The sequence below is a fragment of the Halobacillus faecis genome, assembly GCF_007991335.1.
GTDB lineage: Bacteria > Bacillota > Bacilli > Bacillales > Halobacillaceae > Halobacillus > Halobacillus faecis.
The window spans coordinates 15234-41262 of record NZ_BJYD01000028.1 but is presented as its reverse complement, the minus strand read 5'-3'; the positions used below and the strand labels follow the sequence as shown (position 1 = coordinate 41262).

General features: G+C 45.5%; 25 protein-coding genes. 18 read left to right on the top strand and 7 right to left on the bottom strand.

Annotated features, from left to right (window positions below; translation table 11 throughout):
- The first annotated feature begins 173 nt into the window (after positions 1 to 173).
- The 4 genes from HFA01_RS15420 (at position 174) to HFA01_RS15405 (ending at position 4447) form a co-directional block, all read left to right on the top strand.
- Entirely contained in the window at positions 174 to 1649 is a 1476-nt protein-coding gene (locus tag HFA01_RS15420; protein WP_146817902.1) for a UDP-N-acetylmuramoyl-L-alanyl-D-glutamate--2,6-diaminopimelate ligase, read from the top strand.
- 172 nt (positions 1650 to 1821) lie between these two features.
- Complete coding sequence (locus tag HFA01_RS15415; protein WP_146817899.1) at positions 1822 to 2370, top strand: cysteine hydrolase family protein; 549 nt, start codon at positions 1822 to 1824, stop codon at positions 2368 to 2370.
- Between the two features lie 101 nt (positions 2371 to 2471).
- On the top strand, positions 2472 to 3536 hold the full coding sequence (locus tag HFA01_RS15410; protein WP_146817897.1) for an NAD(P)H-dependent flavin oxidoreductase: 1065 nt from the start codon (positions 2472 to 2474) through the stop codon (positions 3534 to 3536).
- Between the two features lie 146 nt (positions 3537 to 3682).
- Positions 3683 to 4447: an alpha/beta hydrolase gene (locus tag HFA01_RS15405; RefSeq protein ID WP_146817894.1), complete on the top strand. Its 765-nt coding sequence runs from the start codon at positions 3683 to 3685 to the stop codon at positions 4445 to 4447.
- A gap of 106 nt (positions 4448 to 4553) precedes the next feature.
- On the opposite strand, the gene HFA01_RS15400 is transcribed toward HFA01_RS15405, so the two are convergent.
- On the bottom strand, positions 4554 to 4739 hold the full coding sequence (locus HFA01_RS15400; RefSeq protein WP_146817891.1) for a hypothetical protein: 186 nt from the start codon (positions 4737 to 4739) through the stop codon (positions 4554 to 4556).
- 105 nt (positions 4740 to 4844) lie between these two features.
- On the opposite strand from HFA01_RS15400, the gene HFA01_RS15395 reads away from it, so the two are divergent.
- The 4 genes from HFA01_RS15395 (at position 4845) to HFA01_RS15380 (ending at position 8974) form a co-directional block, all read left to right on the top strand.
- Positions 4845 to 5330 (top strand): DinB family protein, encoded by a 486-nt coding sequence (locus HFA01_RS15395; RefSeq protein ID WP_146817889.1) that lies wholly within the window; start codon positions 4845 to 4847, stop codon positions 5328 to 5330.
- A 178-nt stretch (positions 5331 to 5508) separates the two neighbouring features.
- Complete coding sequence (locus HFA01_RS15390) at positions 5509 to 5919, top strand: RDD family protein (RefSeq protein WP_146817886.1); 411 nt, start codon at positions 5509 to 5511, stop codon at positions 5917 to 5919.
- A gap of 559 nt (positions 5920 to 6478) precedes the next feature.
- Positions 6479 to 7789 carry a cytochrome P450 gene (locus HFA01_RS15385; protein WP_146817882.1) on the top strand — a complete coding sequence of 437 codons (1311 nt, stop codon included), beginning with the start codon at positions 6479 to 6481 and terminating at the stop codon, positions 7787 to 7789.
- A gap of 78 nt (positions 7790 to 7867) precedes the next feature.
- Positions 7868 to 8974 (top strand): NAD(P)/FAD-dependent oxidoreductase, encoded by a 1107-nt coding sequence (locus HFA01_RS15380; protein WP_146817880.1) that lies wholly within the window; start codon positions 7868 to 7870, stop codon positions 8972 to 8974.
- A 55-nt stretch (positions 8975 to 9029) separates the two neighbouring features.
- On the opposite strand, the gene HFA01_RS15375 is transcribed toward HFA01_RS15380, so the two are convergent.
- The 3 genes from HFA01_RS15375 to HFA01_RS15365 all read right to left on the bottom strand — a co-directional run bounded on the left by HFA01_RS15375 (position 9030) and on the right by HFA01_RS15365 (position 13186).
- The gene (locus tag HFA01_RS15375; protein WP_146817877.1) at positions 9030 to 10478 is read right to left on the bottom strand and encodes a DHA2 family efflux MFS transporter permease subunit; all 1449 of its coding nucleotides are present in this window, start codon (positions 10476 to 10478) and stop codon (positions 9030 to 9032) included.
- A gap of 254 nt (positions 10479 to 10732) precedes the next feature.
- Complete coding sequence (locus HFA01_RS15370) at positions 10733 to 12025, bottom strand: UDP-glucose dehydrogenase family protein (protein ID WP_146817874.1); 1293 nt, start codon at positions 12023 to 12025, stop codon at positions 10733 to 10735.
- Positions 12026 to 12043: 18 nt separating this feature from the next.
- The gene (locus HFA01_RS15365) at positions 12044 to 13186 is read right to left on the bottom strand and encodes a glycosyltransferase family 4 protein (RefSeq protein WP_146817871.1); all 1143 of its coding nucleotides are present in this window, start codon (positions 13184 to 13186) and stop codon (positions 12044 to 12046) included.
- 610 nt (positions 13187 to 13796) lie between these two features.
- Between HFA01_RS15365 and HFA01_RS15360 the strand changes: the two genes are divergently transcribed.
- Positions 13797 to 14327 (top strand): DinB family protein, encoded by a 531-nt coding sequence (locus HFA01_RS15360; RefSeq protein ID WP_146817868.1) that lies wholly within the window; start codon positions 13797 to 13799, stop codon positions 14325 to 14327.
- A gap of 101 nt (positions 14328 to 14428) precedes the next feature.
- Here HFA01_RS15360 and HFA01_RS15355 read toward each other — a convergent pair whose 3' ends face one another.
- Both HFA01_RS15355 and HFA01_RS15350 read right to left on the bottom strand, forming a co-directional pair.
- A complete protein-coding gene (locus HFA01_RS15355) occupies positions 14429 to 14749 on the bottom strand; it encodes a putative quinol monooxygenase (protein ID WP_146817866.1) in 321 nt (106 codons plus the stop codon).
- Positions 14750 to 14923: 174 nt separating this feature from the next.
- Complete coding sequence (locus HFA01_RS15350; RefSeq protein ID WP_146817864.1) at positions 14924 to 16705, bottom strand: M3 family oligoendopeptidase; 1782 nt, start codon at positions 16703 to 16705, stop codon at positions 14924 to 14926.
- 650 nt (positions 16706 to 17355) lie between these two features.
- On the opposite strand from HFA01_RS15350, the gene HFA01_RS15345 reads away from it, so the two are divergent.
- Positions 17356 to 18411 carry a dipeptidase gene (locus HFA01_RS15345; protein WP_146817861.1) on the top strand — a complete coding sequence of 352 codons (1056 nt, stop codon included), beginning with the start codon at positions 17356 to 17358 and terminating at the stop codon, positions 18409 to 18411.
- Positions 18412 to 18486: 75 nt separating this feature from the next.
- Here HFA01_RS15345 and HFA01_RS15340 read toward each other — a convergent pair whose 3' ends face one another.
- Entirely contained in the window at positions 18487 to 19413 is a 927-nt protein-coding gene (locus HFA01_RS15340) for an aldo/keto reductase (RefSeq protein WP_146817858.1), read from the bottom strand.
- Positions 19414 to 19507: 94 nt separating this feature from the next.
- Here HFA01_RS15340 and HFA01_RS15335 point away from each other — a divergent pair, with 94 nt between their 5' ends.
- The 8 genes from HFA01_RS15335 to HFA01_RS15300 all read left to right on the top strand — a co-directional run bounded on the left by HFA01_RS15335 (position 19508) and on the right by HFA01_RS15300 (position 26020).
- Positions 19508 to 20053, top strand: a complete 546-nt coding sequence (locus HFA01_RS15335) for an NUDIX hydrolase (RefSeq protein WP_146817856.1) — start codon at positions 19508 to 19510, stop codon at positions 20051 to 20053.
- Entirely contained in the window at positions 20050 to 21210 is a 1161-nt protein-coding gene (locus HFA01_RS15330) for an endonuclease Q family protein (RefSeq protein WP_146817854.1), read from the top strand. Before HFA01_RS15335 ends, HFA01_RS15330 begins: the two co-directional genes overlap by 4 nt.
- Positions 21211 to 21291: 81 nt before the next feature.
- Positions 21292 to 21930 (top strand): stage II sporulation protein M, encoded by a 639-nt coding sequence (gene spoIIM / locus HFA01_RS15325; RefSeq protein WP_146817851.1) that lies wholly within the window; start codon positions 21292 to 21294, stop codon positions 21928 to 21930.
- Between the two features lie 111 nt (positions 21931 to 22041).
- The gene (fur, locus tag HFA01_RS15320) at positions 22042 to 22518 is read left to right on the top strand and encodes a ferric iron uptake transcriptional regulator (protein ID WP_146817849.1); all 477 of its coding nucleotides are present in this window, start codon (positions 22042 to 22044) and stop codon (positions 22516 to 22518) included.
- 275 nt (positions 22519 to 22793) lie between these two features.
- On the top strand, positions 22794 to 23012 hold the full coding sequence (locus tag HFA01_RS15315) for a DUF4227 family protein (protein ID WP_146817846.1): 219 nt from the start codon (positions 22794 to 22796) through the stop codon (positions 23010 to 23012).
- 7 nt (positions 23013 to 23019) lie between these two features.
- Entirely contained in the window at positions 23020 to 23907 is an 888-nt protein-coding gene (gene xerD, locus HFA01_RS15310) for a site-specific tyrosine recombinase XerD (RefSeq protein ID WP_146817844.1), read from the top strand.
- Between the two features lie 97 nt (positions 23908 to 24004).
- On the top strand, positions 24005 to 25183 hold the full coding sequence (gene deoB / locus HFA01_RS15305; RefSeq protein WP_146817841.1) for a phosphopentomutase: 1179 nt from the start codon (positions 24005 to 24007) through the stop codon (positions 25181 to 25183).
- A 15-nt stretch (positions 25184 to 25198) separates the two neighbouring features.
- Positions 25199 to 26020 carry a purine-nucleoside phosphorylase gene (locus HFA01_RS15300; RefSeq protein ID WP_146817839.1) on the top strand — a complete coding sequence of 274 codons (822 nt, stop codon included), beginning with the start codon at positions 25199 to 25201 and terminating at the stop codon, positions 26018 to 26020.
- The last annotated feature ends 9 nt before the right edge of the window (positions 26021 to 26029 follow it).

Genomic DNA, 26029 nt, shown 5'->3' with positions numbered 1-26029 from the left:
GGAGGAACTTAAACTTACGTTGAAGCTTTCTAGAGAGGGTAAAGCTTATTCCCATATTATTGCCGGGAATATTAAGATTCATTTACATCTCTTCGACAACCCCCCTGCGCCGGTGTATTTTCCATTAAAATAGGGCATGCAACACGTAACATACATCAAAGGAGATACCGACGATGAACGTTGAACAAATCATAAAACTACTCAACCAAAAAACGAAAAAGAATATAGAAGCTGATTCGCTCATCACCGGTGTCACAGACGACTCACGGGATGTTGAGGAAGGTTATGTCTTCGTAGCGGTAAGAGGCTACCAAGTCGACGGTCATGATTTTATCGAAGAAGCCATCCAAAAAGGGGCGGCTGTCATTGTCACCGAAGATGAGGTGGAGCACGAAGGAGCGATATGCCTGCAAACGGAAAACAGCAGGAAAGCGCTGGGGCAGATCTCGGCTGCTTTTTATGGCCATCCTTCTGAAGATAAAATCGTAATCGGTGTGACAGGAACGAACGGAAAAACGACGACATCCCACATGATTAAACACCTATGCGAAAAGAATGGTTATTCCTGCGGGATGTTCGGGACCATCGATTATGTAGTGAATGACAAAGTCGTACCCGGCATTCAAACGACACCGAGTGCTCCTCTGCTGCAAAAGCTTCTCCATGAGAGCAAGGATGATGTTGTCGTGATGGAGGTCTCCTCTCATGGACTGGCTCAGTACCGCCTTGAAGGAGTAACGTTTGACTATGCGGTATTTACCAATTTATATAAAGATCACCTGGATTATCATGACTCGATGGAATCGTATTTCGAAGCGAAATCAAAACTGTTCCATATGTTGAAACCCGGCGGCAAGTCTGTCATTAACACAGACGATCCCTGGGGTGAAAAGCTTGCACACCTTTTGGAGGAAAAAGGCTCGTCCGTATGTAAGGTCGGCCACCATCTGGATCATGAGATCGTTCTGAGGGATATCGATACCGATGATTTTACTGCATGCATTCGTTACGGGGAAGAAGACAGGAAAGTAACTTCCCCGCTTAAAGGTACTCACAACGTCTACAACACCTTGGAAGCATTTGCTGTCGGTCTTCAGCTCGGCATTTCATTTTCTGACATGGAAAAAGCGATGACGTCCTTGCCTGGTATCCGCGGCCGTTTCGAGCTCATCGAATTTGAAGATGGACCGACCGTTGTCATCGATTATGCTCACACCGCCGACAGCATTGAACATGTGCTGGATACAGCAAGACAACAAGGGGCAGCGTCTCTGACGCATGTCTTCGGTTTCCGTGGGGACAGGGATGTTTCAAAAAGAGGAGAAATGATTGGCGCTTCCGCTATAAGAGCGGACCAATATATCCTCACGCTTGATGACTTGAATTCGGCTACGTTTGATGAAATGGTATCTACACTTGAAGACCTGCAGAAAGAATTCGGCGACTTCTCGGGCAGAATCATCCCGGACCGCACGCTCGCGATCGAAGAGGCGATCATGAACAGTGGAACAGAGGATTGGGTGGTCATCACGGGTAAAGGCCACGAGAGCTATCAGCAGAAGTACCATTATCCTGTGAATTCGGACAAGGAAATGGTAGAAGATATGAAACAGAAATTGAAATCACTGAAAAAAGACATGATGGCATGAACCTGCTTTTGAAGGCAGGTTCTTTTTTTGCTTTCTTGAAAAACATGAACACTGAAATGGTCTATCCACAGTCATAGTTGAGACGAATGTTTATCATCCCGCCATCCCATGCAGGAACTCTGGACTCTATTAGAGAAAGGTAAGAGGGACAATGTAAAAAGGATGTGGGCGAATGGGGAAAGAAGTATTGATCGTCATTGATGTGCAAAAGGCTGTCATGGAAAACGCCTATCAGTGTGAAGAGAAGATCACCAATATGAATCGAGCGATCCACCGGTCGAGAGAAAAACAGATTCCAGTGGTCTACGTTCAACATGAATATCCGGAGGGTCCAATGAAACGTGGAGAAGATGGCTGGCAGCTGCACCCTGACTTGGAGAGGCCGTTGGAGCAGGATGCCGTCATTTTCAAAACGGTTCCCAATGCTTTTGTGAATACATCCCTTAAGAAGACCCTGGATAAAGTAGATGCGGATCATCTCTACATCTGTGGGGCGCAGACGGATTATTGTGTTGACTCTACGTCCCGAGGCGCCTTTGATCATGGGTACCGTGTTACCCTGATCTCTGATGCTCATACGACTTGTGCGAACGAGTATTTGACAGCTGCTCAGATCATTGAGCACACCCAACATACGTTAACGAACTTTTGGAGTGAAACGGCAACGATTGATTTGAAGACTTCCCATGAGCTTGGCTGGGAGAAAGTGAAAGAAAGATGAAAAACAGTCATTACCAACGATGACTGTTTTTTATCGCTTTGTGACTAGAGGTGAAAAAGTGGTTCGAGGTTAGAATTCTACTTTGGAAAGGAGTTACATCCATGTGGAAGCGTCATTCAGTTTGTAATCAGCTGAACATTGATCACCCGGTCATCCAGGCCGGCATGGCCGGGGGAGTGACCACACCCGCTCTCGTCTCAGCGGTTTCAAATGCAGGAGGGTTAGGGAATTTGGGGGCAGGTTATATGACTCCTGAAGCTATGGTACATACAATCAAGGAAATCAAACAATCTACAAGTCGAACGTTTGGTGTAAACGTTTTTGTCCCTCAATACCCTCAGTCGACAGCCGAAGAAATAGCCCATGCGAACAAGTGGTTGGAACCTTACCGCTCCGAGCTAGGAATCGAATTAGCGCCCACACCGAAGCAGGACACTTCTATTTTTGAAAAACAAGTCGAAGCACTGATGAGGGAACAAGTCCCCGTAGTCAGTTTCACATTTGGTGTGCCGCCTGTAGAAGTGATCAATGATTTAAAAAAAGCTGGAGTGGTTGTGATCGGAACGGCTACCACGGTAGAAGAAGCGATCATCAACGAAGAACAAGGAATGGATATGGTTGTCGCACAAGGGAGTGAAGCGGGCGGTCATAGAGGAACATTTGCCGGTTCCTTTAATCAAGCCATGATCGGAACGATGTCGCTCGTGCCTCAGGTGACGGATCATGTGGAGATCCCGGTCATCGCTTCCGGAGGTATTATGGATGGCCGGGGTGTTAAAGCTGCTCTCGCCTTAGGAGCTCAAGCCGCACAGTTGGGAACGGCCTTTGTCACATGTCAGGAGAGTGGTGCGAAAGCTCAACATAAAGAGGCGATCTTGAATACAAAGGAAACGGACACTGTGGTTACTTCTGTTTTCAGTGGTAAACCAGCAAGAGGCATTCGGAATTCCTTTATCGAGGAAATGGAGAAAGGTGCAGGTGGTAATCTTTTAGCTTATCCTCTACAAAATATGCTGACGAAAGAAATTCGTAAGGAAGCCGCCAGCCAAAACCGCCCCGAATATATGTCGCTTTGGTCAGGTCAGAGCCCCAGGCTGAGCACGAGCCAATCCGCTTCCTCTATTGTGGAGTCGATTGTTTCCTATGTAGATAGTAAAGCACCTTGAAAGTGATCCCATCCACATTCGTTAAAAACGTTAGCGGTGTAATTCTAAGTGGAGGCAGCGAATGAAATCTCATTCATACATGAAAATCATGGAAAACTAGAAAGGATAAAGATTTGGACAAGAATTCTGAATGTCGGAGGGACGACATGCTTGAAACATTTGAAGTTTATATGACGGCGTTCAAAGAAAAGAGAAGGATCAGCGTTTTTCTGCCAAAGCGATACAACCATGAAGATCAAAAACGTTACCCGGTCATCTATATGCATGATGGTCAGAACGTTTTTCGGGACTCTGAGGCGATTGGGGGCCATTCATTATCACTGGAAGAATATTTAGATAAGAATCATATAGATGTGATTGTTGTTGCGATCGATCAGAACTCTGAAGAAAGAGTGAATGAATACTGTCCTTGGGTGAATGGGGATTACAGTGAACAGATGTTGGGCGATCCATGCGATTTAGGAGGCAGGGGTGGCCTGTATATTGATTTTGTTACAAAAGAACTGAAGCCTAAAATTGATCGCCAATACAAGACCATAAAAGAAAACACATCAATGGTTGGTATCTCTTTAGGTGGACTGATTTCTGTTTATGCCGCATGCAAATACCCACATATTTATAAAAATGTCGTAGGTTTATCTTCAGCTTTTTGGCGCAACCAAGAGAAAATCGAAGAGCTTATCAGAAATTCTGACCTTTCATCGATTCATAACCTATATTTGGACTGGGGAGACCAAGAGGTAGAAGATGAAGAGATCAACAGGAAATTTCACCGTTCGAATGAGAGAGTCGCCCGATTATTAAAAGAAAAGGTACCCCACATGACTTTTTCAGTCATCGTAGGCGGAAGACACCATTATACGTCTTTTAAAAGCAGGGTACCTCAAATATTTTCTTGTATTCGCCTATAAAGAATCATAGGAGTCTTCAAGCATCGTAGCGGTTGTTCAGTAGGAGCCATCGCTACTTATAACACTCCTTTAAACAGGCTTGTTGGGTTTAATAAAACAGTCAAAGTCAATCTTCCCGCTTTTTCCACTTCCACCCATTCGTAATGACTCCGACCAAGCCGGTGATCGTAAGTATGTAGGCTACAAAAAGTGGCACATCTTGAAGTTCTGCCGTAAATAACCGGAATATGCCGACCATGAATAGTAAAAAGCTGCTGATTAGTGCGATGCCTATTTTCATCTCTTGATTCATAGGATTTCCTCCCTTTCTTTCCATACTAGATTAACATATATACTTGTCTGGGTTCATGCTATAGTAGATGTGATTGATTTTTCTGATAAAAAGGGGTGCTGGTGGATGAAAGAAGAAAGTCTATTTCAACAGATGCGTTTTGTAAGGAAAAGGAGTCTGGCAGCGCTAGATGCGACGACAGAAGAAGTAGCGGATGCGAAACCGGAGGGCTTTCTGAATAACATCCGTTGGAACTTCGGTCATATTTTCGTTTCCCAGGAAAACCTGCTCGCCAGGTTTACAGGGGAAGAAGCCCATATGCCAGAAGGGTATATCCAACTATTCCATGGAGGTACCTCACCAGATGAATGGCCGGAAGATGTCCCTCGTTTGGCTGATCTTCGAAAAGAACTGGAGTCTCAAATCGAGCGTTTGATCCAAACGTATGAAGGACGCTTATCTGAAGAAGGGAAAAAGCCATTCGACCTCGGCGGGGGAATCGTTTTTCGGACGTTGGATGAAGTGTTGAATTTCACGATCTGGCACGAAGGGCTCCATCAAGGGACGATATCTGCCATGAAAAGGGCTCAAGGTGTAGAAAACTTATTCTGATGATCCATAAGGCCCTTGAGTATCTAACAAGGATAGGCAATGGCGTTGTGTTTGGAGTGTTTGTCGTTTCTCTGCTTTCTGAGAAAACCTTCGATTTGTCCTTTGTTTTTTATTTTCTCATCGGTTATTTCATCATAGAAATTATTCGAATACTTCCAGATGGAAAGGAGGCAGATTGATGGAACGAGCTGGATTTTGGAGTCGTTTTTTCGCCTTGATCTTGGATGGACTCATCATTACCGTTCCTCTGAATCTCTTATGGTCTTTGTATCAGGGAGATTGGAGCACAGATGTAACGGACGGATGGTTATGGCAGGTCATCTACGTGAGTTATTTGACCGTACTTCCCGTAATATGGGGTGGATATGTTGTTGGGAAAAGAATACTGACAATCAAAATAAGGAAAGAAGGGGATCAGCCAGTAGGTCTGTTCCAAATGTTTATTAGAGAAGTCATCGGTAAATTCCTTCTCGGAGTGATTACATTCGGAATCGCCTCGGTTGTGAGTGCATTTATGATCGCTTTTAGGAAAGACAAACGGGCCATTCACGACCTGCTTGCTCAAACCTATGTCAAAAACATCCCATGAAAAGCCGATGGAACCTCCCATCGGCTTTTCCTATCTATCCCTTTAACCTCACCCACGTCCTGTTTAGATATTCTCCCAACTGTGGAATGTTCATTTTCGAGATTTATGTTTGCGGAAAGGAGAAGGGATATCAGCAAGCATTCTAGCCTGGATCAGTGTTTTCTTCCTACCCATAAATCTCTATAGTAATCTCCCCGTTTTCACAATGACCCTACGATTGGTTGATGCTTGAAACTACCTTCCATGGCCGAGTTTTAGGCGAAGAATGTTATAGCACTAGTACTAGCGCATAGTTATTCTGCTGATAGGTAGGTGGAAAGAGGAATGATTTCGAGAACCTATGATTAGAAAGGGGCGGAGGGGAATGGGGAGACTCCCGCGGAAAGCGAGTCATTCCCTGCAGCACCTGATCCTCAAACAAAAGCCTCGAAATTAAAGAATCCACAATCTTCTCGTTTATGAACCAGTCTTTAAGGAAAGTTTCCTATCTTTCTTAAAGGAATGAATAAAATGAGGTGGACTCTAGTACCCTCTAATAGAAGGTTGAAGGGGGTACGTTATGTATAAATGGAAGAGTCGTTCGCCACTTGGTCAACTGCCGGCATTCAAAAAAGATCCACTGGCATTCCTTATGGAAATGGAAGAGACACAGAAGCCTGTGACAAGGTTCAGGTTTGCTCATCGACCGGTTTTCATGTTGATGCATCCTGCTCTGATTCAAGAAGTACTCGTAAGAAAAGCGGACTCCTTTTACAAATCCAAACCTTTTCAGGAGTTGGAACCACTGCTTGGAAAAGGTCTGTTGTTGAGTGAAGGCAAGCTTCATAAACAACAGCGTCGCAAACTACAGCCTTTCTTTACTCCGAAACATATCCAGCGTTACTGTGACACAATGGGGAGAGTCGTTACGGATCATACCGCTCTCTGGAAGGACGGAGACCGCTTGATTTCTGAAGATATCAGAAATCTTACGCTCCAGATCATCACAGAGACGATGTTCGGTACAGAAGTGAAAGCAGACCATGATCAAGTGGGACAACAACTGGATACCGCAATGGAAATCGCCACGGAGAGGATCCGTAGCGTGTTTAAATCGCCCCGCTCATGGAAGACGGTTCGTAACAAGTTGTTCGATGATGCGGTCGAAAAACTGGATGAAGTGGTCTATGCCATCATTGATCAGGATCAGGGAAATCAAGAGCACCTTCTTGGCGTCTTAAAGGACGCTGAAGATGCTCATGGGAATAAAATGGATGCCAGGCAACTCCGTGATGAGGTGATGACTGTGTTTCTAGCCGGACATGAAACCACAGCGTCCGCGGTAACATGGACGTTCCACTTGCTCATGGAGCACCCCGATTGTTACAAAAAAGTGGAGAGTGAAATTGAAAACATCCTTTCAAGCGATACTCCTTCCGTGGAGGAAACAGGAAACCTGTTGTACACAAAAAAAGTCATCCTCGAAAGCATGCGCTTGTATCCTCCAGCATGGATGTTTGGCAGACGTGCCAAGGAAGATGTGAACATTGGATCCACGTTCATTAAAAAAGGAGCCACGGTGATGATCAGTCCTTATTTGATGCATCGGCACCGGAGGTATATCGATTATCCAGAGGAATTCCTCCCTGAACGCTTTGAGGATGGACGTCTGCTTGGAGGCCCTGACTATTTGTATCTGCCATTCGGTGGCGGGGCCCGTGTGTGTATCGGTCAGCACTTTGCGATGCTTGAAATGCTCGTCATTCTCTCGTCCCTCATCAAGGCGTTCAAGTTCGCTCCTTCTTCTGACGCTTTTCCTGTCAAGCCAGAGCCATTAGTCACGCTTAGAATGAATCATGGCCTGAAACTTCATCTATCAAAAAAAGGATGATTCTTTATTTTCTGTACCCTGTCTTTTCGTTCATGTACAATAACAACAGATGAAATGACAGGGATTGAAGGTGTGACTATGAAAACAATCATTATTGGAGCAGGAATCGTAGGGGCGTCAACGGCGTACCATCTAGCGAAAAAAGGGGAAGAAGTGATCATCATCGACCGGAACGATCCGGAACAGGCGACGCGAAATGCCGCTGGGATCGTGTGTCCATGGCTGACAAACCGTAGCAATAAAGTGTGGTATCCTCTCGTCACTGGTGGGGCCAAATATTACCCTGCTTTAATGGAGGAGCTTGCTGAAGCTGGCGAAACACAAACCGGCTATAAACGAGTGGGAGCCATCAATATCTTCGATACGGAAGAAAAATTGGAGAAGAAACTCCGGGTTGCTCTCGAAAGAAAAGAGCAGGCTCCGGAAATGGGGGAGATCTCCTGCCTTTCCCCTGAAGAGACCAAGGAGATGTTCCCGCCTGTAGCAGAACATTACCGGGCCCTTCATATCTCAGGGGGAGCGCGAGTGAACGGAGCGGAAGTGACCTCATCCTTATTAAGGGCAGCGAAGAAAAACGGAGCGACTTTTATTAACGGAGATGCTTCTCTTTATTATGAAGACAAGCGTATAAAAGGTGTCTACGTAAATGGGGAGAACATCTTTTCTGACCGGGTTGTTGTTGCGAACGGGGCATGGACGAAGCCGTTGTTTGAACCGATCGGCATGAGACCGAATGTCACTTTTGAAAAAGCGCAAATCGTTCATGTAGATATGGAGGACGACGATACGGAACATTGGCCTGTGATGCTGCCCCCGTTCAATCACTATATTCTCACTTTCGGGAAAGGGCGAGTCGTCATCGGCGCGACGAAAGAGAAAACGGCGGACTCGAGAGTCACGGCAGGTTCTGTCCATCAGTTGATGGATAAAGCTCTTCGCGTCGCTCCTGGGCTTGCGGAGGCCACTTATGTCAAAACGAACGTCGGATACCGGCCTTTCACCCCGGGTTCAACACCCGTCATCGGAAAAGTGCCCGGTCATGAAAACGTTGTGGTCGCTAATGGTTTAGGCGCATCTGGTCTGACAAGCGGTCCTTATATTGGATCTGAGCTTGCCAAGTACTTGTTGGATGAAAAAACCGAACTCGATTTTACTAACTATACGGCGGATCATTTATTCGCATAAACAAAAAAGGTTCCCTCTTCGGATGAGGGAACCTTTTTTTCTTAACGCACTCGTGCTAGTAGTTTTCTGCTTTTTGATCGTCGAATGTTGTTTCAGATTCACTGACTGGCTCTTCATCAGGCGGATAGGTGCGTTTGACGAAGAAAGCTAGAACAATACCGGCAAGGGACAATGCTGTGACGATGAAGAAGGCGATATTCACTCCATAAATCGAAGGGTGATCGATGGATGGATTGCTTTCGGCAGATTGAGCGGTTGTCGTCATGACCGTAACAAGAATCGCTGTCCCGACGGAGGCGGCTACCATCCGCATTGTGTTGCTCATCGCAGCGCCATGGGGGATAAGTTTCTTAGGTAATTGATTCAACCCCGCCGTCGTCACTGGCATCATGACCATCGATAATCCGAACATCCGGATGGCGTATAAGACAGTAATCGCCGTGAAGGTGGTCTCGATATTCAAAAATGAAAAGGCGAGGGATGCGCCTGTAATAATTGTGAGTCCGACAACAGCGAGCAGACGCGCTCCGATTTTATCAAAAATACGGCCGGTGATTGGGGACATGAATGCAGTGATGACCGCTCCCGGGAGCAAGGCGAGCCCGGATTCGAAAGCGGAAAAATCACGCATATCCTGCATGTATAAAGGAATCAACGTTTCTGCACCAATCAATCCTAAGAAGGTAATCATGGCGATGACGGTCGTGATCGCAAAGACCGGATACTTGAAGACACGGAACTCAAGCATCGGGTGGTGCATCCGTAACTGCCTTGTAATGAACAAGGTCAAAGTTACGACACCAATGATCAGGACGATGACCGTGTCCATGCTTGTCCATCCCTGGTTTCCAGCGAGAGTGAAACCATATAAAAGCCCTCCGAAACCGATGGACGATAGGATGATGGAAACCGGATCGACCTTAGGGTAGGATAGCTCGGTTACATTTTTCAGTATGAAGTAGGCGAGAATAATAATTAAAATGGCTAAGGGTAAAATCATCCAGAATAAATACCTCCACGTGTAGGCCGAGGTAATGTAACCGCTGAGCGCAGGTCCGATTGCTGGTGCAAATGAAATGACAAGTCCGATATATCCCATGGCGGCCCCTCGTTTATGGACGGGGAAAATCATGAGAATGACGGTTTGCATCAAAGGAAGCATCACACCTGCTCCAGCAGACTGGACGACTCTACCTAAAAGGAGGAGGGGGAAATTCAATGCCAGTCCGCCAAGGATCGTACCGAAGGCAAATACACTCATAGCCGAGATGAAAAGCTGTCTCGTTGTAAATCGTTCAATAAGAAAAGCACTGACCGGGATCATCACACCGTTTACGAGCATGAAAACAGTCGTCAGCCACTGAGCTGAGTTCGCTGTAACATTCATCTCATCCATGATGGGAGGAATGGCTGTAATCATCAGGGTCTGATTTAATATCGTAATAAAGGAACCAGCAAGTAACAGGGCTGCCATCAGCACTTTATTGGTGCCTTTGGATGTCATAATGTCGTCCTCCTATGAATCAACTAATATATCATTATACTCCTCGCTATGTTGGAAGGACAACTCATCCAACTCAGTTTACTAGTCCATTATTATGTAAACTATAATGCTGTTTTTCGAGAGGGTATCACCAACAGGGTTACTTTTCTTGGAAAAAGCAAGTCCGGTATAAACGAAAACTGGGGAACATCCATGACATGGCACATTCATGGATGTTCCCCAGTTTTTGCTACGATGAACTACAAGCTTTTTTTCTATTCCAGTCCCTTATATGACCTGCGTCCAATGGAATGGTACTCGATGTTTCTTCCTTGAAAGGCCTCCTGTGGGTAACAATTACGTCCATCAAATAGGACAGGTTCTTTCATCGTATTCTCGTACACGTCTAAAGGTAAGTCACTGATGGAAGGCCAATCCGTGCAGATCATGGCAAAGTCAGCACCTGTTAACACTTCATGGATGGAATCACTCACAGGACAGAGGGGGATACTTTTCACGACCGGGTCATAGCCAATCGGATCGGCCTCAAGCTCTTGAAGTCGCTTGATCAGTGAAAGGGCAGGAGATTCACGGATATCGTCGGTATTCGGTTTGAAAGCAAGTCCAAGTACCGCTACTCGTTTCCCTTTCAAGCATCCATAGCGATTCAAGGCTTTCTCTATCAAAAGATTCTTTTGCCTATCATTGACATCGATGACCGCTGACAAGAGTCTGAAGGGGTGACCCGCTTCCTTTGCAACCTCTATCAAAGCCTTCGTATCTTTTGGAAAACACGATCCTCCAAATCCGATTCCTGCCCGCAGGAATTGTTCCCCTATGCGTCTGTCCATTCCCATTCCCTGGGCCACTTGTTCGATATCAGCGCCTACCTTTTCGGTAAGGGAAGAGATCTCATTGATGAAGCTGATCTTTGTCGCCAAAAAAGCATTGGAAGCGTATTTGATCATTTCCGCACTTAATGGGTCCGTCTGCAATATGGGGGTTTTCATTTTGCTGTAGATCTCTACAAGCATTTGTCCTGCTTCCGCGTCTGAATGGCCGATGACAATACGGTCACCATAAAAGAAATCATGAAGAGCGGACCCTTCCCTCAGAAATTCTGGATTAGAAACGACATGGAATGTTCGTCCGGAAATGGCCTGCATCCATGAATGGACGGCTTGGTTGGTTCCAGGTGGGACTGTACTTTTGAGGATGACTAGCGTTCCATCGTTCATATAGAGGGATAGATTTTCAGCAGCGTTCTTTACATAGGAAAGATCCGCTGACCCATCTTCGTTTTCCGGTGTTCCGACGGCGATGAAAATGGCTTCTGCTCGTTGAACGGCTTCTTGCAGGACGGTAGTGAAATGGAGTCGTTTGTCAAGAATATTGGATTGCATCAATGGTGAGAGGCCAGGCTCATGGAGAGGGCAATGTCCATCTTGTAAGGAAGCTATTCTTTTTTCGTCAATATCCACGCAAGTGACTTCATGACCGAGACTTGCAAGACAGGTTCCAGTGACCAGACCGACGTAACCTGTACCGATGACCGCAATTTTTCTCATATTCATCTTCTCCTGTCCCTAGGCGAAGGAGGCGAGCTTAAGATCGCCGATCGCTTCTTTATAATCGTGGAGCAGTTGTTCGAAAATTTCATCCCATGATCTCCTGAGTGCCTCCTGCCGTGCCAGAACCTTCATGGTAGCTAGTTTATGCTCATCAGAAAGAAGATCTACAATTCCCTGAGTGAAAGAGGGAGGGTCATGCGGTGTACATAACAAGCCTGTCTGTTCATGGCTGACAATCTCTTTGACACCACCGGCGTTCGCCGCAACTACGGGTGTTCCTGAGGATAGGGATTCAAGGACGACGTTCCCGAATGTCTCTGTCGCTGAAGGAAAAACGAATAACGTAGAAGAGGCGTAAATACGAGCCAGGCCTTCTCCTTCCTGATAGCCTGCAAACGTCATGTTCTTCGGGGCTTTCGATTGAAGATCATTCCGTAAAGGACCATCGCCTACGATGAGCCAGTGAATGTTTTTATTCATGTGCTCGGGGAGGCTTTTGGCCACGTCCATAAGGGTATCAAGTCCCTTTTCCGGAGCCAGTCGTCCGACATAGGTTAATAGAAAGGGGGCGTCGATTTTAAAATGATCTCTCACGGCGTCATCATCGTGTGCAGGGGAAAAAAGCTGATGGTCCACACCTCTCTGCCATAGGGTGAGGTTAGGGAAACCGTGCAGCTCTAATTCACTTTTGGTATGAAGGGAAGGGACGAATGTTTTTTTGAAGGGCTGATGGAACCATTGCATATATTTCCAGACAAAAGGGGAGAGGAAAGACAATTTATAATAGTCTAAATATTGGTCGAAGTGCGTATGATAAGAACCCACGAGTGGAATGCCCATCTTCTTTCCGTAATGCAGCCCCGCGAGTCCGATGTTGAAAGGAGTGGCGATATGAATCAGGTCGGGCTGGAACGCGTCAAGGTCCCTTTTGATTTTGATTACATTCGGAAGGGCCAGCCGGCATTCCGGGTATAACCAGAAAGGGACGCTGTTGAATCGATGAATATGATCCACGTACTCCTCGTTGCTTCGCACGTCTGGAGCATACACCCTGTAGGAGATGCGTTTCTTTTCGAGATATTCGGTCCACCGTTTCAACGTTCGAGCGACTCCATTGACCTGCGGTACATACGTATCTGTGAAGATCGCCACTTTCATGTTCCATTCCCCCTTTTTAACCGAAGAGCGTTCCGTCCTTGTCCTTCGGTACTTATCTATTCGCTCAAAAAAGGGTTTATGCAGGAGAGGGACGAATGGAACACAACTTTACATAAAGTTGACAAAAGGAGAGAACGACAAAAAAACCTGCCTATGCAGGTTTTTGTCAGAAGAATATGGAGGCTGCTTCCGGGTTGGGTTTGAGAGTATGGCGATGGATAGAAGAGAGTTTCGTGGAAGGCTGTGTATAATTACGCTGATTTTTTTGTAAGTGAGTGTTGGCTTACGGCTTTTAAAAGGGTCATCTTGTCTTGGTTTGTCAACTTGTTCCAAATGCCCACTTTAATGTTCATCGTATGTTTCCTCCTCAAAATTTAATGGGGCTAGCAAATGTTTGACGAACAGACCTCACCGCTTTGTTCATACTTAGCATATACCGTCATTTAATCAAGATTAAACAACAAAAATATCTACAAAATTCGAGTCTCACAACGTTTTGAAGAAGGTTCAGGCATGAAAGTGTCGAATATGTATAAAGAGCCTGTAAAAAAAACAAAGAAATCGGGCTCAAAATCTGAGAAATTGTAAAAAAGAAGAGGAGGAAGTTTTCATGATTTCTTATCAAGTTCAATCAGAAAAAGGTTTTTCTGAGAAAATCGGGGAACTCGTTTGTATGCTTGAACACGCACGTGCGGTGACGATCCAGGAAGTCGCGGATCTCACGCAGGATGAACTTGATGAGTGCGAAACCGGTGGAAACTCCATTGGTATGCTTCTCTCCCACATGGCAGCGATTGAGTTTGTCCATCAGATCATCAGTTTTGACGAGAGGGATTTAACGGAGGATGAACAGGAAGAATGGGGAGCGGCTCTTGAACTGGGGGAGAAGGCCCGCGCGAAATTCCGATCTTTACCGGTGGATGACTATTTGGATCTCCTTGAGACGACAAGAGATACGACGCTCGAATACTTGAAAGAAAAGGACGATGATTGGCTGTTTGAGGAACGCTCCTGGCCGAACGGAGTAAAGTATAACCCCTATTACTTATGGTTCCACGTCATGGAAGATGAAATCAGTCACCGCGGACAGATCCGTGCCATGATCCGTTCGAGGAAACAGCGGAAAATCAGTAGTTTCTAACATAAAAAAGTAGATTTATAAGATCATACTAAAATAGAACTTCCTTAACAGAGGAAGTTCTATTTTTTAGGATGGAATGATCCATTTTCCTATTCGTTCACTCAATCCGAATGCTGTCCAAGACCCTTTCCGCCTCTTGTTTGTAAGGTTTTTACTCTCTCCATTCCCGTTATGATTGGTTTTGCGCGACGGATTAACGTTTGGGTAGTTTCAAGAGTCAGAGAAGCTTGATGAGCCTCTTCGCTCTTCCACACTTCATAAACATAAACAGCATTTGGTTCACTTTCAGAAATATTCACGAGATAGACCTCGCATTCCTCAAGGTTTTGCAAGGAATCAGCTGCTTCCAACAACAGATTTACCATTGAATCCCGTTCGTCTTCTTGTACAGTAAACTTACCGAACAAACTGAATTTGCTCATGATCGTCCTCCTTTTTTTATGACCTGTGTAACGTTCTACAAACGTACTCAAATCCGCTTTGAATCTCACAGCTCTTCCTAATAATAGTGTTAAAGAAAGAAACGGACACGCACAATTCGTAACGTAGCCGCTTCTTCTTAACTCTCCCGTCTATTACGGTTCTGAGCATCCTTTTTATGTTATATAGTTTTCTGTTCTCTTGAGGTAATCCTCAATGGCTTCCTCCAAGGGGCGGAATGACTCGTTCCAGAACGTCTGCGTATTTAGGTCCTGACCGAGAAAAGCTGCGCACAGTTCATCCATCGGCAGATCCCCGGAACGACTCAACAAGCCATCGTACTTTTCAGGGAATGACGCAGGATGTTCTTTGTATTGTGCGTACATGCCATTACTGAACAGATAACCGATGGTGTAGGGAATGTTATAAAAAGCTTTTTCAGTATCGTAAAAATGAGGTATGCTCATCCAATTATAAGCATTCACGTGTTCCAGCTGGTCTCCGAACCAGTCCCGTTCTTTTGCTTCCATCAAATCGATCATCTCTGAAGAGGAGAGCTTTCCTTGTTTCCGCTTTTCATAAAAATCCTTTTCAAATTCAAATTTAGCTGGAATGAACGTGGTGTATTTCAGTCCGTTGATGATTTTCATTTCTAAGAGGGAGAGGGCGTCTTCTTCTGTTTTTGCAAGATCAATGGCCGCGTCCAGTACAAGATTCTCTGCGAACGTGGACGCTGTTTCTGCAAGCCCTGTCCCTGCATGCTGGGCAAATCCGGGTTGTTCATGAAGCAACGTATTGTGATAAGCATGTCCAAGTTCATGCGCCAAAGTCACGACATCCTGATACGTTCCGTGGAAAGAAAGGAGTACCCGGCTTTCTTTCACATGCGGGATTGAGGCACAAAAGGCACCGTGGCGTTTGTTTTCATGTGGCTCTGCATCGATCCATCCGTCTTGGAAAGCCTGTTTAGCAAAGTCTCCGAGTTTCTCACTATATTGAGAGAACTGCTGGATCACAATTTCCGTTGCCTCTTCATATGTAAGTGTTGTCTTAGCTGTGAAAGAAGGTGCATATAAATCATACCAGTCCGGTTTTGCAAGGTGATCGATCTGGGCTTTTCTTTTCAGGAATTGATACAAAAGATCCTTATGGTCGTGCAGAGCTTTCATCATGCTGGTGACAGCGGGTTCTGTCATTCTGTTCTGCTCATACATTTCTTTCAGGGGATTCGTCCATCCTCTTAGCTCATATAGATCATTCCTGAAACCGGCGAAGTGGTTGAAAATAAGGGCGAAACGGTCCTGATTTTGTTTGCAAACCTCAATGATGGACGCTGCAATGGAAGAACGGACAGAACGATCCTTGGATAACATCGCCTTCATGAATGCCATATCAAACGACATTTCCGTTACCTCACCATCTTCTTCCACAGGTACGCGAAGGCGGGCGAATTCCTGCTCATAAAGATCTTCCCATCCTTCGAACCCATTCATGGACAATGTGTGGATGGCCTGTTCCAACTCGGGTGCTAACCGCTCCTTCTTCTGTCTTCTCCGCTCCATTAAAGAAGTACGGATCCCGTCCAGTTCCTCTGCTTGGATCCATTCATGCCAGGAAGATTCATAGATGGCAGCGATATATTGGTCGAAGGTCAGTAACAAAGATTCCATTTTTGCTTTTAACCTTTGACTTTGATCCATAAAGTAGTGGCCATTACGATCCTGAACATCCTGAGAGGATAGGCAGATGGCGTATTCATCGATCGCGAAAACATCAGAGTAAAGCTTTTGTACTTCTTCTACAGTCAGTAAAAAATCTTTGAAGTCATCGGGAGTTTTTGAGTTCTTTATCTGCTCATGAAGAGCTTCCATTTGTTCATTCTTTAGTTGCAGTTCATGCTCAAGCCCATCAGGAAAAAGACGCTCCAAATCCCAATTTTTCCTTACCGTATTCTTCATATCATTCCTCCTAAGGTTTTGATAGTATTAGTGTAATCCACTTTGGAAAAATCTTCATCATCCTCAAGACGGACTCCAGCTCTCATTTCCGAAGCAGGATTATCGAAGAGTCAGTTTCGGGATGTTTATAGAGGGGGTGGGGCTGCTAGGAATGACTCGCTTTCCTCGGGGTCTCACAAGAGGTGGGGTCGTTCGATGTTGGCACAGGACGTGCCGAACTTAGTCGATCTTCCTTATTTTGGTACCCTTCTTCGGTCTGCGTCCTGTGGGGCCTTACCAAGCACTCTTTTCCCGCAGGAGTTTCCTCATTCCCCTACGCTCATTTGTTATCTAGTGTTCTCGAAACCACTTCTGCTTTTTTTTGTGAGTGTCTGAAGGGGTTGGGAGGCGTATCATCTTGGTATAGGGTTTCGTTTCAATTTAAAAGGAATGGGGTGGTTGGGAAGCTGCGAGACTCCCGTGGGAGAAAGGAGATAGGTGAGATCCCACAGGGCTTTAGCCCGAGGAAGCTCGCCACTCCCCCACAGGAAAGCGAGCGGCTTTCCAACCACCTCTGACTCCTAATCCGGCAACGAAACCCCGGGTCTCTCAAAATTGCTTCTTTCACACTCGAGGGGAGCAAACGGATGATTTTTAAGGAGGAGAAATAGATGAAAGTGCCGTTCATAGATGGACATAATGATACGATGATGAACTTTGAAGATGGGGTGCAGCCTTTTTTCGCAGGAACGAAAGAAGGACACATTGATTGGCCTCGTGGCAACCGCTCGGGGCTTGCTGCCGGCTTCTACGCCGTTTTCTGTCCGAACCCGGAAACCGATCCACTTCCTGTCGCCTACAAAACGGAGAAGGGTTATGAAAAACCGTTTCCGCGAGCGTTGTCTTACGCCTATGCATGTGCGTACACCTACAAGATGGTTGCACGCTTCTTAAAAATGGAAGCACAATCAGGTGGAAAATTCAAAGCAGCGCGAACAGTTGAGGATTTAGAAAAGGCAATCGCAGGAGAATACATGGCAGGAATCTTACATATTGAGGGAGCAGAGGGCATTGATCAAGACTTGCATGCGCTTTCTGTCCTGTATGAAGCGGGATTGCGATCTGTCGGTCCTGTCTGGAGTAGAGCGAACGCATTCGGGGAGGGAGTTCCGTATCGTTTCCCTTCTTCTCCTGATACGGGGCCAGGTCTTACAGAAGCTGGAAAGAATCTTGTGCGTGAGTGTAACCGGTTAGGAATCATGATCGACCTTTCCCATTTGAATGAAAAAGGGTTTTGGGATGTCGCCTCGATCAGTGACGCTCCGCTTGTAGCTACTCATTCCAATGCGCATCAAATCTGTCCGGTTACCAGAAACCTGACGGATCAACAAATTGATGCCATCGGAAAGTCAAATGGCTTGATCGGGGTCACTTACAGTATCAATCCCAATATGGTGACAGAGGATGGGGCGAATAACGAAGGAGCCTCACTATCTGATATTACAAAACATATCCATTACATGATTGATCGTATTGGAATCGACCATGTCGCTTTAGGGTCGGATTTTGATGGCACCCGGGTACCGTCCGCTCTTAAAGATGTGAGCGGTGTGCCGAAAGTACTTGAGCTGTTGAAAAAAGAAGGATTGGGCCGGGAAGATATTGAAAAGATTGCCTATAAAAATTGGCTTCGTGTCCTAGCGGAAACATGGAAAGACAACCGTTGATCTACACGTTTCTTATAGAAAAAAGACGAGAATGACCCTGGGGAGGGTCATTCTCGTCTTTTTGTTTGTCAGTCTTTATTTCGCTCTATGTTTTTGGTAGGTAATCCCTCTTGTCAGTGCTTGCATATCCTGATAAGTCTGCTCCGTCAATGGAGGGGACTCAAGGTAGCGCAAGTTGTCATTCAGCTGCTCCACGGAACTTGCTCCGAAGACAGCGGACGCGACGGTAGGGTTTTGCAATACATATTGAAGCGCGAGCGTTTCAGCCGTTTTTTCTTCAGTGGTGAACGTCTGCCATCGCTTTGCGATTTCCAATACTTCTTCCTGGCTGTAATCTAAAAATCCATTTTCTGCTTTTTCTTGGGCTTTCTCTTGTCCTTTTGATGATAGCATCCCTTTTGCCAGCGGCCCCCTGGCGAGCACACTAATTTCATTGTCTGCAAGCAGGTTGAGAATTTCTTCTTCCGGGCGGCGGTCAAGAGCATTGTACTGCATCATCACACTGACGATGTTGGATTTCTCAACATATTCTTTGATGACATTCGGGCGGATGGAAGAAATGCCGTACTCTCTGATCAGACCTTCCTGTTTAAGCTCTTCGAAAGCTTCAATGCTTTCCTCAATCGGGTCTTCAATAGTCCCGCCGTGCAGCTGGTAAAGGTCGATATAATCGATGCCCAGTCGTTTCAGACTGTCTTTCACACCTTCTTTGATGTGTTTTCTGGACGGGTCCCAGTGCCAGTCCTTTTCATCACGATTAAAGTTGTTGCCGACTTTTGTTCCAATCAAAAGGTCGTCTCTTTTTCCTTTCACCGCTTCCCCTACGATTTTTTCGTTTTCTCCAAAATCGTATAAGTCCGCCGTATCTAAGTAATTAATCCCGGCATCTAAAGCCCGGTCGATGATGTCTTTGGCCTTGTTGTGATCGGTCCCGAGTGACATACACCCTAGACTGATTTCGGATACGTATAATTCTGAAGATCCTAATTGACGTTTGTTCATGTTATCATCCTTTCCATTTAAGTGTAGCGGATTATTCCGGTTCCATGCCACTCCTGTGATAAAATAACGATAGGAACAAGAGAGGATGAATGTTTTGAAAAAATTTGAAGAAAAAACATATCAAACGGAAACGATCTATAAAGGGAAAATTGTTCAATTGGATATCGACAGTGTTACTTTACCCGATGGGAATACATCTAAACGGGAGCTTATCCGTCACCCTGGAGCTGTCGCCGTCATCGCAGTCACGGAAGAAGGAAAGCTCGTCTGTGTCGAACAGTACAGGAAACCGATGGAGAAAAGCATCATCGAAATCCCTGCCGGCAAGCTTGAGCCAGGCGAAGACCCGAAAACATGTGCGCTCAGGGAACTGGAAGAAGAAACAGGGTACACGTCCGATGACCTTGAATTCATTACTTCTTTCTACACCTCTCCTGGGTTCGCTGATGAGATCGTACATTTATACTTCACCGACCAGATTAAACCGATGGAGGAGCAGCCGGACGGGGATGAGGATGAGTTCGTCGAACAAATCCAACTGACCGTGGAGGAAGCAGAAGCTTTGGAAAAAGAAGAGCGGATCCATGATGCGAAAACGGCCTATGCCATTCTTTACATGAAGTTGAGAAATGCAAGATGATCGATACGTTTTTCGTCGATTTACATATTCACATCGGGAGAGATTGGAACGGAAAGCCTGTCAAAATTACCGGATCCAAATCGCTGACACTCTCGAATATTTTAGAAGAAGCGACGAATCGAAAAGGTTTGGACATGGTTGGTGTCATTGATGCTCAAGCTCCTGCCGTGCAGGAAGAAATGATAGATTTGATTGATCGTGGTCAAGCGCATGAATTAAAGGAAGGGGGCATCCGTTATGAAGATACGGTCCTCCTTTTAGGTTCTGAAATTGAAGTGTATGATGCGGCTTGTTCTGGTCCCATCCATGTGCTCTGTTTTTTTCCGACGGTGAATCGGATGAGAGCATTCACCACCTGGCTTTCTCAAAAGATGAAAAATGTGAATTTAAGCTCTCAGCGTTTTTATGGCACCGCCCGCGAGCTCCAGCAGTATGTGAAAGAACATGAGGGGATTTTCATTCCTGCTCATGTTTTCACTCCTTTTAAAAGCCTTTATGGAAAAGGGGTGAAAGAAACATTAAGGGAAGTGCTTGATCCTGACAAGATTGATGCCGTAGAACTCGGCTTGAGCGCAGATACAGGGATGGCTGACCTCATTGGCGAGCTCGAACCGTACACCTATGTGACCAACTCTGATGCTCATTCCTTAGGGAAGCTCGCCCGGGAGTATCAGCAAATGGCATTGAAGGCGTTGAATTTTGAGGAATTGCAGATGGCACTCCATAACCAGCAGGGAAGGAAAGTTCTAACCAATTATGGGATGAGCCCTGCCATGGGGAAATACCATCAGACCGTTTGTGCCAAATGTCTGTCGCCGGCTAAGCTTTCTGCTTCTCACTGCGAAGCCTGTGGATCGGAAAAAATCGTCAAAGGCGTGAAAGACCGTGTGCAGGAGCTGAAATCTAGTACGCAAAAGAAAGAAAGGCCACCGTATATCTATCAAGTGCCTCTATCATCTCTCCCGGGAGTAGGAACACGTACTTACGAGAAGTTGATGGAAGCTTTTAGTACGGAGATGGCTGTCATCCATGAGGTTTCACGTGAAGAATTGAGAGCAGTCATCCCTGAGCAAGTAGTTGAACGGATCATCGCGATGAGAAAAGGCACACTCACCATACAAGCGGGTGGAGGCGGACATTATGGAAGAATTCAATAGAAACTGAGCTGGATTTGGTCTACTTTTTCCATCTCTCTCATAGATTGGTCATAGACCGGTGAAGAGAAAGGTGGATAAAAGATGCAGCAGGGGATGCGAATGGTTAAAAACGACGTTCAAACCCATATGAATATTTTTGTTTTCATTTTCGTTCTATTTATTATGGGGATGATTTTCGGAGCAGTGATCGTAAACAGTATGAACTTTGTCCAGAAGCAGGATCTCTTCTTCTATCTGAAGCAATTTTTCGAGCAGCAGACGATGATCGGTGGAACAGGAAAGGCGACGTTGTGGAAAGATAGTGTTCTTTACCATCTTAAATATATGCTTCTCTTATTTTTGTTAGGGATCTCTGTCATCGGGATGCCGATCATTACGGTATTACTTTTCCTCAAAGGATTGGTGCTCGGGTTTTCCGTCGGTTTTCTAGTGAATCAGATGGGTTGGTACGGATTGTTGATTTCATCGGTTTCGATCGCTCCTCAAAATGTCATTATTATTCCTGTATATTTGATAGCAGGATCTCTTGCTTTGATTTTTTCACTGACTCTATGCAAACAGCTTTTCATTCGTCGCGTTCATCAGCCGATCATGAAGGGCTTTGTAAGGTATAGTGCTCTGTTCGGAGCGTTGATTGCCATTTTGATGGTTTCTTCCGTTGTGGAAGTTTTTCTCAGCAACACTTTTTTGGAATATGTATTGAAATGGATTTACAAGTAAAGTGTATTAGATAATAATGATTATCGTTAACAGATTAAAATAATTATAATTTGACACTCGTTCTGTCTCTGATTATAATGAAGTTGGTATTACGAGGGAGGGACGAACGATATGGAACATCGTATAGATAAGATAAAAAAACAGCTGCATTCACAGAGTTATAAGCTGACCCCGCAGCGTGAAGCCACAGTACGGGTACTTTTGGAAAATGAAGAAGACCACTTAAGTGCGGAAGATGTTTACCTCCTCGTAAAAGAGAAAGCACCAGAAATTGGTCTAGCAACCGTCTATCGAACATTGGAATTACTATCAGAACTAAAAGTTGTCGATAAAATCAATTTTGGAGATGGCGTCTCCCGATATGACTTGAGAAAAGAAGGTGCCGAACACTTTCACCATCATCTTGTATGCATTGAGTGTGGATCTGTGGAAGAAATCGATGAAGATCTTTTAGGGGATGTAGAAAAAATCGTTGAAACTCAGTGGGGTTTTGAAGTGAAAGATCACCGCTTGACGTTCCATGGCATATGCCGTGTGTGCCAGAAGCAGGCCGTGACGACATCATCTGCCAAATCAAATGAAGAATAAAAAAGACCGCCGCTATGAAGGACATAGTGGCTTTTATTTTGTCTTCCTACATAAGGTCGAGGGCAGTGAATGAACTTTCGTGTATCCGTTTTCTAAAATCTCTGACTCTTGTATTTTTATTTACAAATGAGTGAAAATCGTGTAGGTTAAAAGCTAGATGGGACTTATACTGTTCATAAGCGGATCCATTCTGTGATTCTCTCATCATTCTACGTATATTTGTAAGGAATTTAGGCATATCCTTTACAAAAAGGTACGGAAGTGAGGGGAGTATCATGACCCGTTTAAAGAGCAGTTTCAGAGATTTGGTTAAAGTCCTGATTGTATTCACTGTTTGTACTTGCGTTTTCTATATGGCTTTACGAATGGTGCATGAAGAATATGAGCGCCAACATCGATACGATCCACCAGGAGGTACAGCAGTCAAAGTCTATCAACCTGTGGACCAGCCATGGACGGATCGGCTGTCGATATTTTTTCGGTTAGGAGAGTAGATGGACGATGCAGCATGCGCTGGAAGATTTTTTTCATTATTTGACCGTAGAGCGCGGTTTATCACCTAACACGATTCAATCTTACAAGCGGGACCTGACACAGTACGATCGCTTTTTACAGCAGGAATTAGGAGTGAAAAGCTGGGATGAAATGACCCGCTCCCATATTATGAAGTATTTGCATCACCTCAACGACGAGGGGCGCTCGTCAGCAACCATCGCACGGTTGTTGTCATCCATTCGTCTTTTTCACCAGTTCCTGATCCGGGAAAAGGTGACAGAACAGGATCCGAGCTTACATATAGAGACACCGAAGAAAGAAAGGAAGCTTCCGAAAGTGCTCTCATCAGACGATGTGGACAAGCTCTTGAACATCCACGCGAAAGACCCGCTTTCAGCGAGGAATAAAGCGATGTTTGAAATGCTGTATGCCACTGGACTGAGGGTCACGGAGCTTGTTTCTCTTAAAGTGACGGATCTGCATTTGACGATGGGGTTTGTCCGTTGTCTTGGAAAGGGATCGAAAGAGAGGATTATTCCTCTCGGTGACATGGCCAAAGATGCAGTTGAAAATTATTTGCAAGTCGGTCGCGATGCACTCGTGAAGCATAAACAGACAGAAGAACTGTTTGTCAATCATCACGGGAACGCCTTATCCCGACAAGGGTTTTGGAAGATATTGAAAGCGGTTGCTAGGGATATGGGCGTCAATAAAGAATTGACCCCCCATACGCTGCGCCATTCCTTTGCTACACACCTTCTGGAAAATGGCGCCGACCTTAGGGCCGTTCAGGAAATGCTTGGCCACGCAGACATCTCAACAACACAAATCTATACTCATGTCTCCAAGACAAGGTTAAAAGACGTTTATCGCTCGTATCATCCACGGGCATAAACTCTTTTGCATTTTTAGTTGTCTGACATCCTACATCTTAAGAATGTGGGGTAGTTTTTCACGAATTTGGGAAATTAAACATTAGGAGGGATCTTTGATGAATTCATTCAAACGTGTATTTTTAGTAGTTATGGACTCTGTAGGGATAGGAGAAGCTCCGGACGCAGAAAAATTCGATGATAAAGGAGCTCACACCCTGGGGCATATCGCAGAACATATGAACGGGTTGGACATGCCGCATATGGGATCGCTCGGCCTCAGCAATATCAGACAGATCCAGGGAATAGACAAGGCAGATAAGCCGAAAGCGCATTACACAACGATGGTGGAAGCCTCGAACGGTAAAGATACGATGACGGGCCACTGGGAAATCATGGGTCTTTATATCGACCAGCCTTTCCGTACATTCCCGGACGGCTTTCCAGATGAGCTGCTCGATCAGATCAAAGAAAAGACCGGTCGTGGCATTGTTGGAAATAAACCGGCCTCAGGGACGGAGATCCTTAAGGAATTAGGGGAGCATCATATGGAAACGGGAGATTTGATCATTTACACGTCTGCCGATTCTGTCTTGCAGATTGCTGCCCATGAAGATGTCATTCCACCGGAAGAGCTTTATGAAATTTGTGAGTTCTGCCGTGAAATCACGAAAGATGAGAAATACATGGTCGGACGCGTCATCGCCCGCCCGTTCATCGGGGAACCAGGAGCCTTTGAACGTACATCCAATCGTCATGACTATGCCTTGAAGCCATTCGGACGCACAGTCATGAATGAGATGGCAGATGAAGGACTCGATGTTGTCGCTATCGGTAAAATCTCCGATATTTATGACGGAGAAGGTGTAACAGAAGCGATCCGAACGAAAGACAATATGGATGGGATGGATCAGCTGGTGAAGACACTGGATAAAGATTTCACCGGTATGAGCTTTTTGAATCTTGTCGATTTCGATGCCAAATATGGCCACCGTCGTGATCCTCAAGGGTACGGGGAAGCGCTGCAGGAATATGATGCGCGCCTGCCTGAAGTGCTGGAAAAAATGAACGATGATGATTTATTGATCATCACGGCAGACCACGGCAATGATCCTGTACATCATGGCACAGACCACACACGTGAACTTGTTCCATTGATTGTCTATCACAACGGCATCAAAGAAGGGCAAGAACTCGACCAGCGCCAAACGTTTGCGGATATTGGCGCCACCGTTTCTGAAAACTTCTCAATCCAAATGCCTGAACATGGCAAGAGCTTTTTGAAAGATATTCAATAAGGGAGGAGAAACAATATGAACCAAACACAAGTAAAAGAAGCAGCTCAATTTATCCAAGGGAAATTGACTCATGAACCAAGTGTCGGACTGATTCTAGGATCAGGCCTGGGTGTACTTGCCGAGGAAATTCAAAATCCGACCACCATTCCCTATACAGAAATCCCGCACTTTCCTGAATCCACGGTTTCCGGACATAAAGGGCAGCTGGTTGTTGGTGAATTAGAAGGGCGACAAGTGATCGCGATGCAGGGGCGTTTCCACTATTATGAAGGTTACGATATGAAACAGGTGACTTTCCCTGTCCGTGTCATGAAAGCACTTGGTGTGGAAACACTCTTCGTGACCAACGCTGCGGGCGGCATCAATGAAACGTTCAAACCGGGCAACTTGATGATCATTACCGACCATATCAACAATATGGGAGACAGCCCGCTGATCGGACCGAATGATGAAGATCTTGGCCCTCGTTTCCCAGATATGTCTGAAGCGTATGATCGTGCCTTGATCGATCACGCGAAGCAGTCAGCGGAGCGTTTGAACCTTCAGGTACAGGAAGGGGTTTATGTAGGAAACACAGGACCTGCTTATGAGACAGGTGCAGAAGTACGTATGCTGCGTACACTCGGCGGAGATGCTGTCGGAATGTCCACGGTGCCAGAAGTGATGGTGGCGAACCACGCAGGCATTCGGGTGCTAGGGATCTCTTGTATTTCCAATATGGCTGCCGGAATCTTAGATCAGCCGCTTACCCATGATGAAGTCATCGAAACGACGGCTCAAGTGCGTGAGGATTTCCTAGGATTCGTAAAAGAGCTTTTAAAAACATTACCAGCATAAAAAAAGAAA

Coding starts and splice junctions, on each gene's coding strand:
- HFA01_RS15340 (WP_146817858.1), bottom strand. CDS start 19,413: ATGAACAAACGTCAATTAGGATCTTCAGAATTATACGTATCCGAAATC.
- HFA01_RS15315 (WP_146817846.1), top strand. CDS start 22,794: ATGACCCGTTTAAAGAGCAGTTTCAGAGATTTGGTTAAAGTCCTGATT.
- HFA01_RS15415 (WP_146817899.1), top strand. CDS start 1,822: ATGGGGAAAGAAGTATTGATCGTCATTGATGTGCAAAAGGCTGTCATG.
- HFA01_RS15360 (WP_146817868.1), top strand. CDS start 13,797: ATGATTTCTTATCAAGTTCAATCAGAAAAAGGTTTTTCTGAGAAAATC.
- HFA01_RS15390 (WP_146817886.1), top strand. CDS start 5,509: ATGGAACGAGCTGGATTTTGGAGTCGTTTTTTCGCCTTGATCTTGGAT.
- HFA01_RS15385 (WP_146817882.1), top strand. CDS start 6,479: ATGTATAAATGGAAGAGTCGTTCGCCACTTGGTCAACTGCCGGCATTC.
- HFA01_RS15365 (WP_146817871.1), bottom strand. CDS start 13,186: ATGAAAGTGGCGATCTTCACAGATACGTATGTACCGCAGGTCAATGGA.
- HFA01_RS15355 (WP_146817866.1), bottom strand. CDS start 14,749: ATGAGCAAATTCAGTTTGTTCGGTAAGTTTACTGTACAAGAAGACGAA.
- HFA01_RS15345 (WP_146817861.1), top strand. CDS start 17,356: ATGAAAGTGCCGTTCATAGATGGACATAATGATACGATGATGAACTTT.
- HFA01_RS15410 (WP_146817897.1), top strand. CDS start 2,472: ATGTGGAAGCGTCATTCAGTTTGTAATCAGCTGAACATTGATCACCCG.
- HFA01_RS15420 (WP_146817902.1), top strand. CDS start 174: ATGAACGTTGAACAAATCATAAAACTACTCAACCAAAAAACGAAAAAG.
- fur (WP_146817849.1), top strand. CDS start 22,042: ATGGAACATCGTATAGATAAGATAAAAAAACAGCTGCATTCACAGAGT.
- HFA01_RS15330 (WP_146817854.1), top strand. CDS start 20,050: ATGATCGATACGTTTTTCGTCGATTTACATATTCACATCGGGAGAGAT.
- spoIIM (WP_146817851.1), top strand. CDS start 21,292: ATGCAGCAGGGGATGCGAATGGTTAAAAACGACGTTCAAACCCATATG.
- HFA01_RS15400 (WP_146817891.1), bottom strand. CDS start 4,739: ATGAATCAAGAGATGAAAATAGGCATCGCACTAATCAGCAGCTTTTTA.
- HFA01_RS15380 (WP_146817880.1), top strand. CDS start 7,868: ATGAAAACAATCATTATTGGAGCAGGAATCGTAGGGGCGTCAACGGCG.
- HFA01_RS15300 (WP_146817839.1), top strand. CDS start 25,199: ATGAACCAAACACAAGTAAAAGAAGCAGCTCAATTTATCCAAGGGAAA.
- HFA01_RS15350 (WP_146817864.1), bottom strand. CDS start 16,705: ATGAAGAATACGGTAAGGAAAAATTGGGATTTGGAGCGTCTTTTTCCT.
- HFA01_RS15405 (WP_146817894.1), top strand. CDS start 3,683: ATGCTTGAAACATTTGAAGTTTATATGACGGCGTTCAAAGAAAAGAGA.
- deoB (WP_146817841.1), top strand. CDS start 24,005: ATGAATTCATTCAAACGTGTATTTTTAGTAGTTATGGACTCTGTAGGG.
- HFA01_RS15375 (WP_146817877.1), bottom strand. CDS start 10,478: ATGACATCCAAAGGCACCAATAAAGTGCTGATGGCAGCCCTGTTACTT.
- xerD (WP_146817844.1), top strand. CDS start 23,020: ATGCAGCATGCGCTGGAAGATTTTTTTCATTATTTGACCGTAGAGCGC.
- HFA01_RS15395 (WP_146817889.1), top strand. CDS start 4,845: ATGAAAGAAGAAAGTCTATTTCAACAGATGCGTTTTGTAAGGAAAAGG.
- HFA01_RS15370 (WP_146817874.1), bottom strand. CDS start 12,025: ATGAGAAAAATTGCGGTCATCGGTACAGGTTACGTCGGTCTGGTCACT.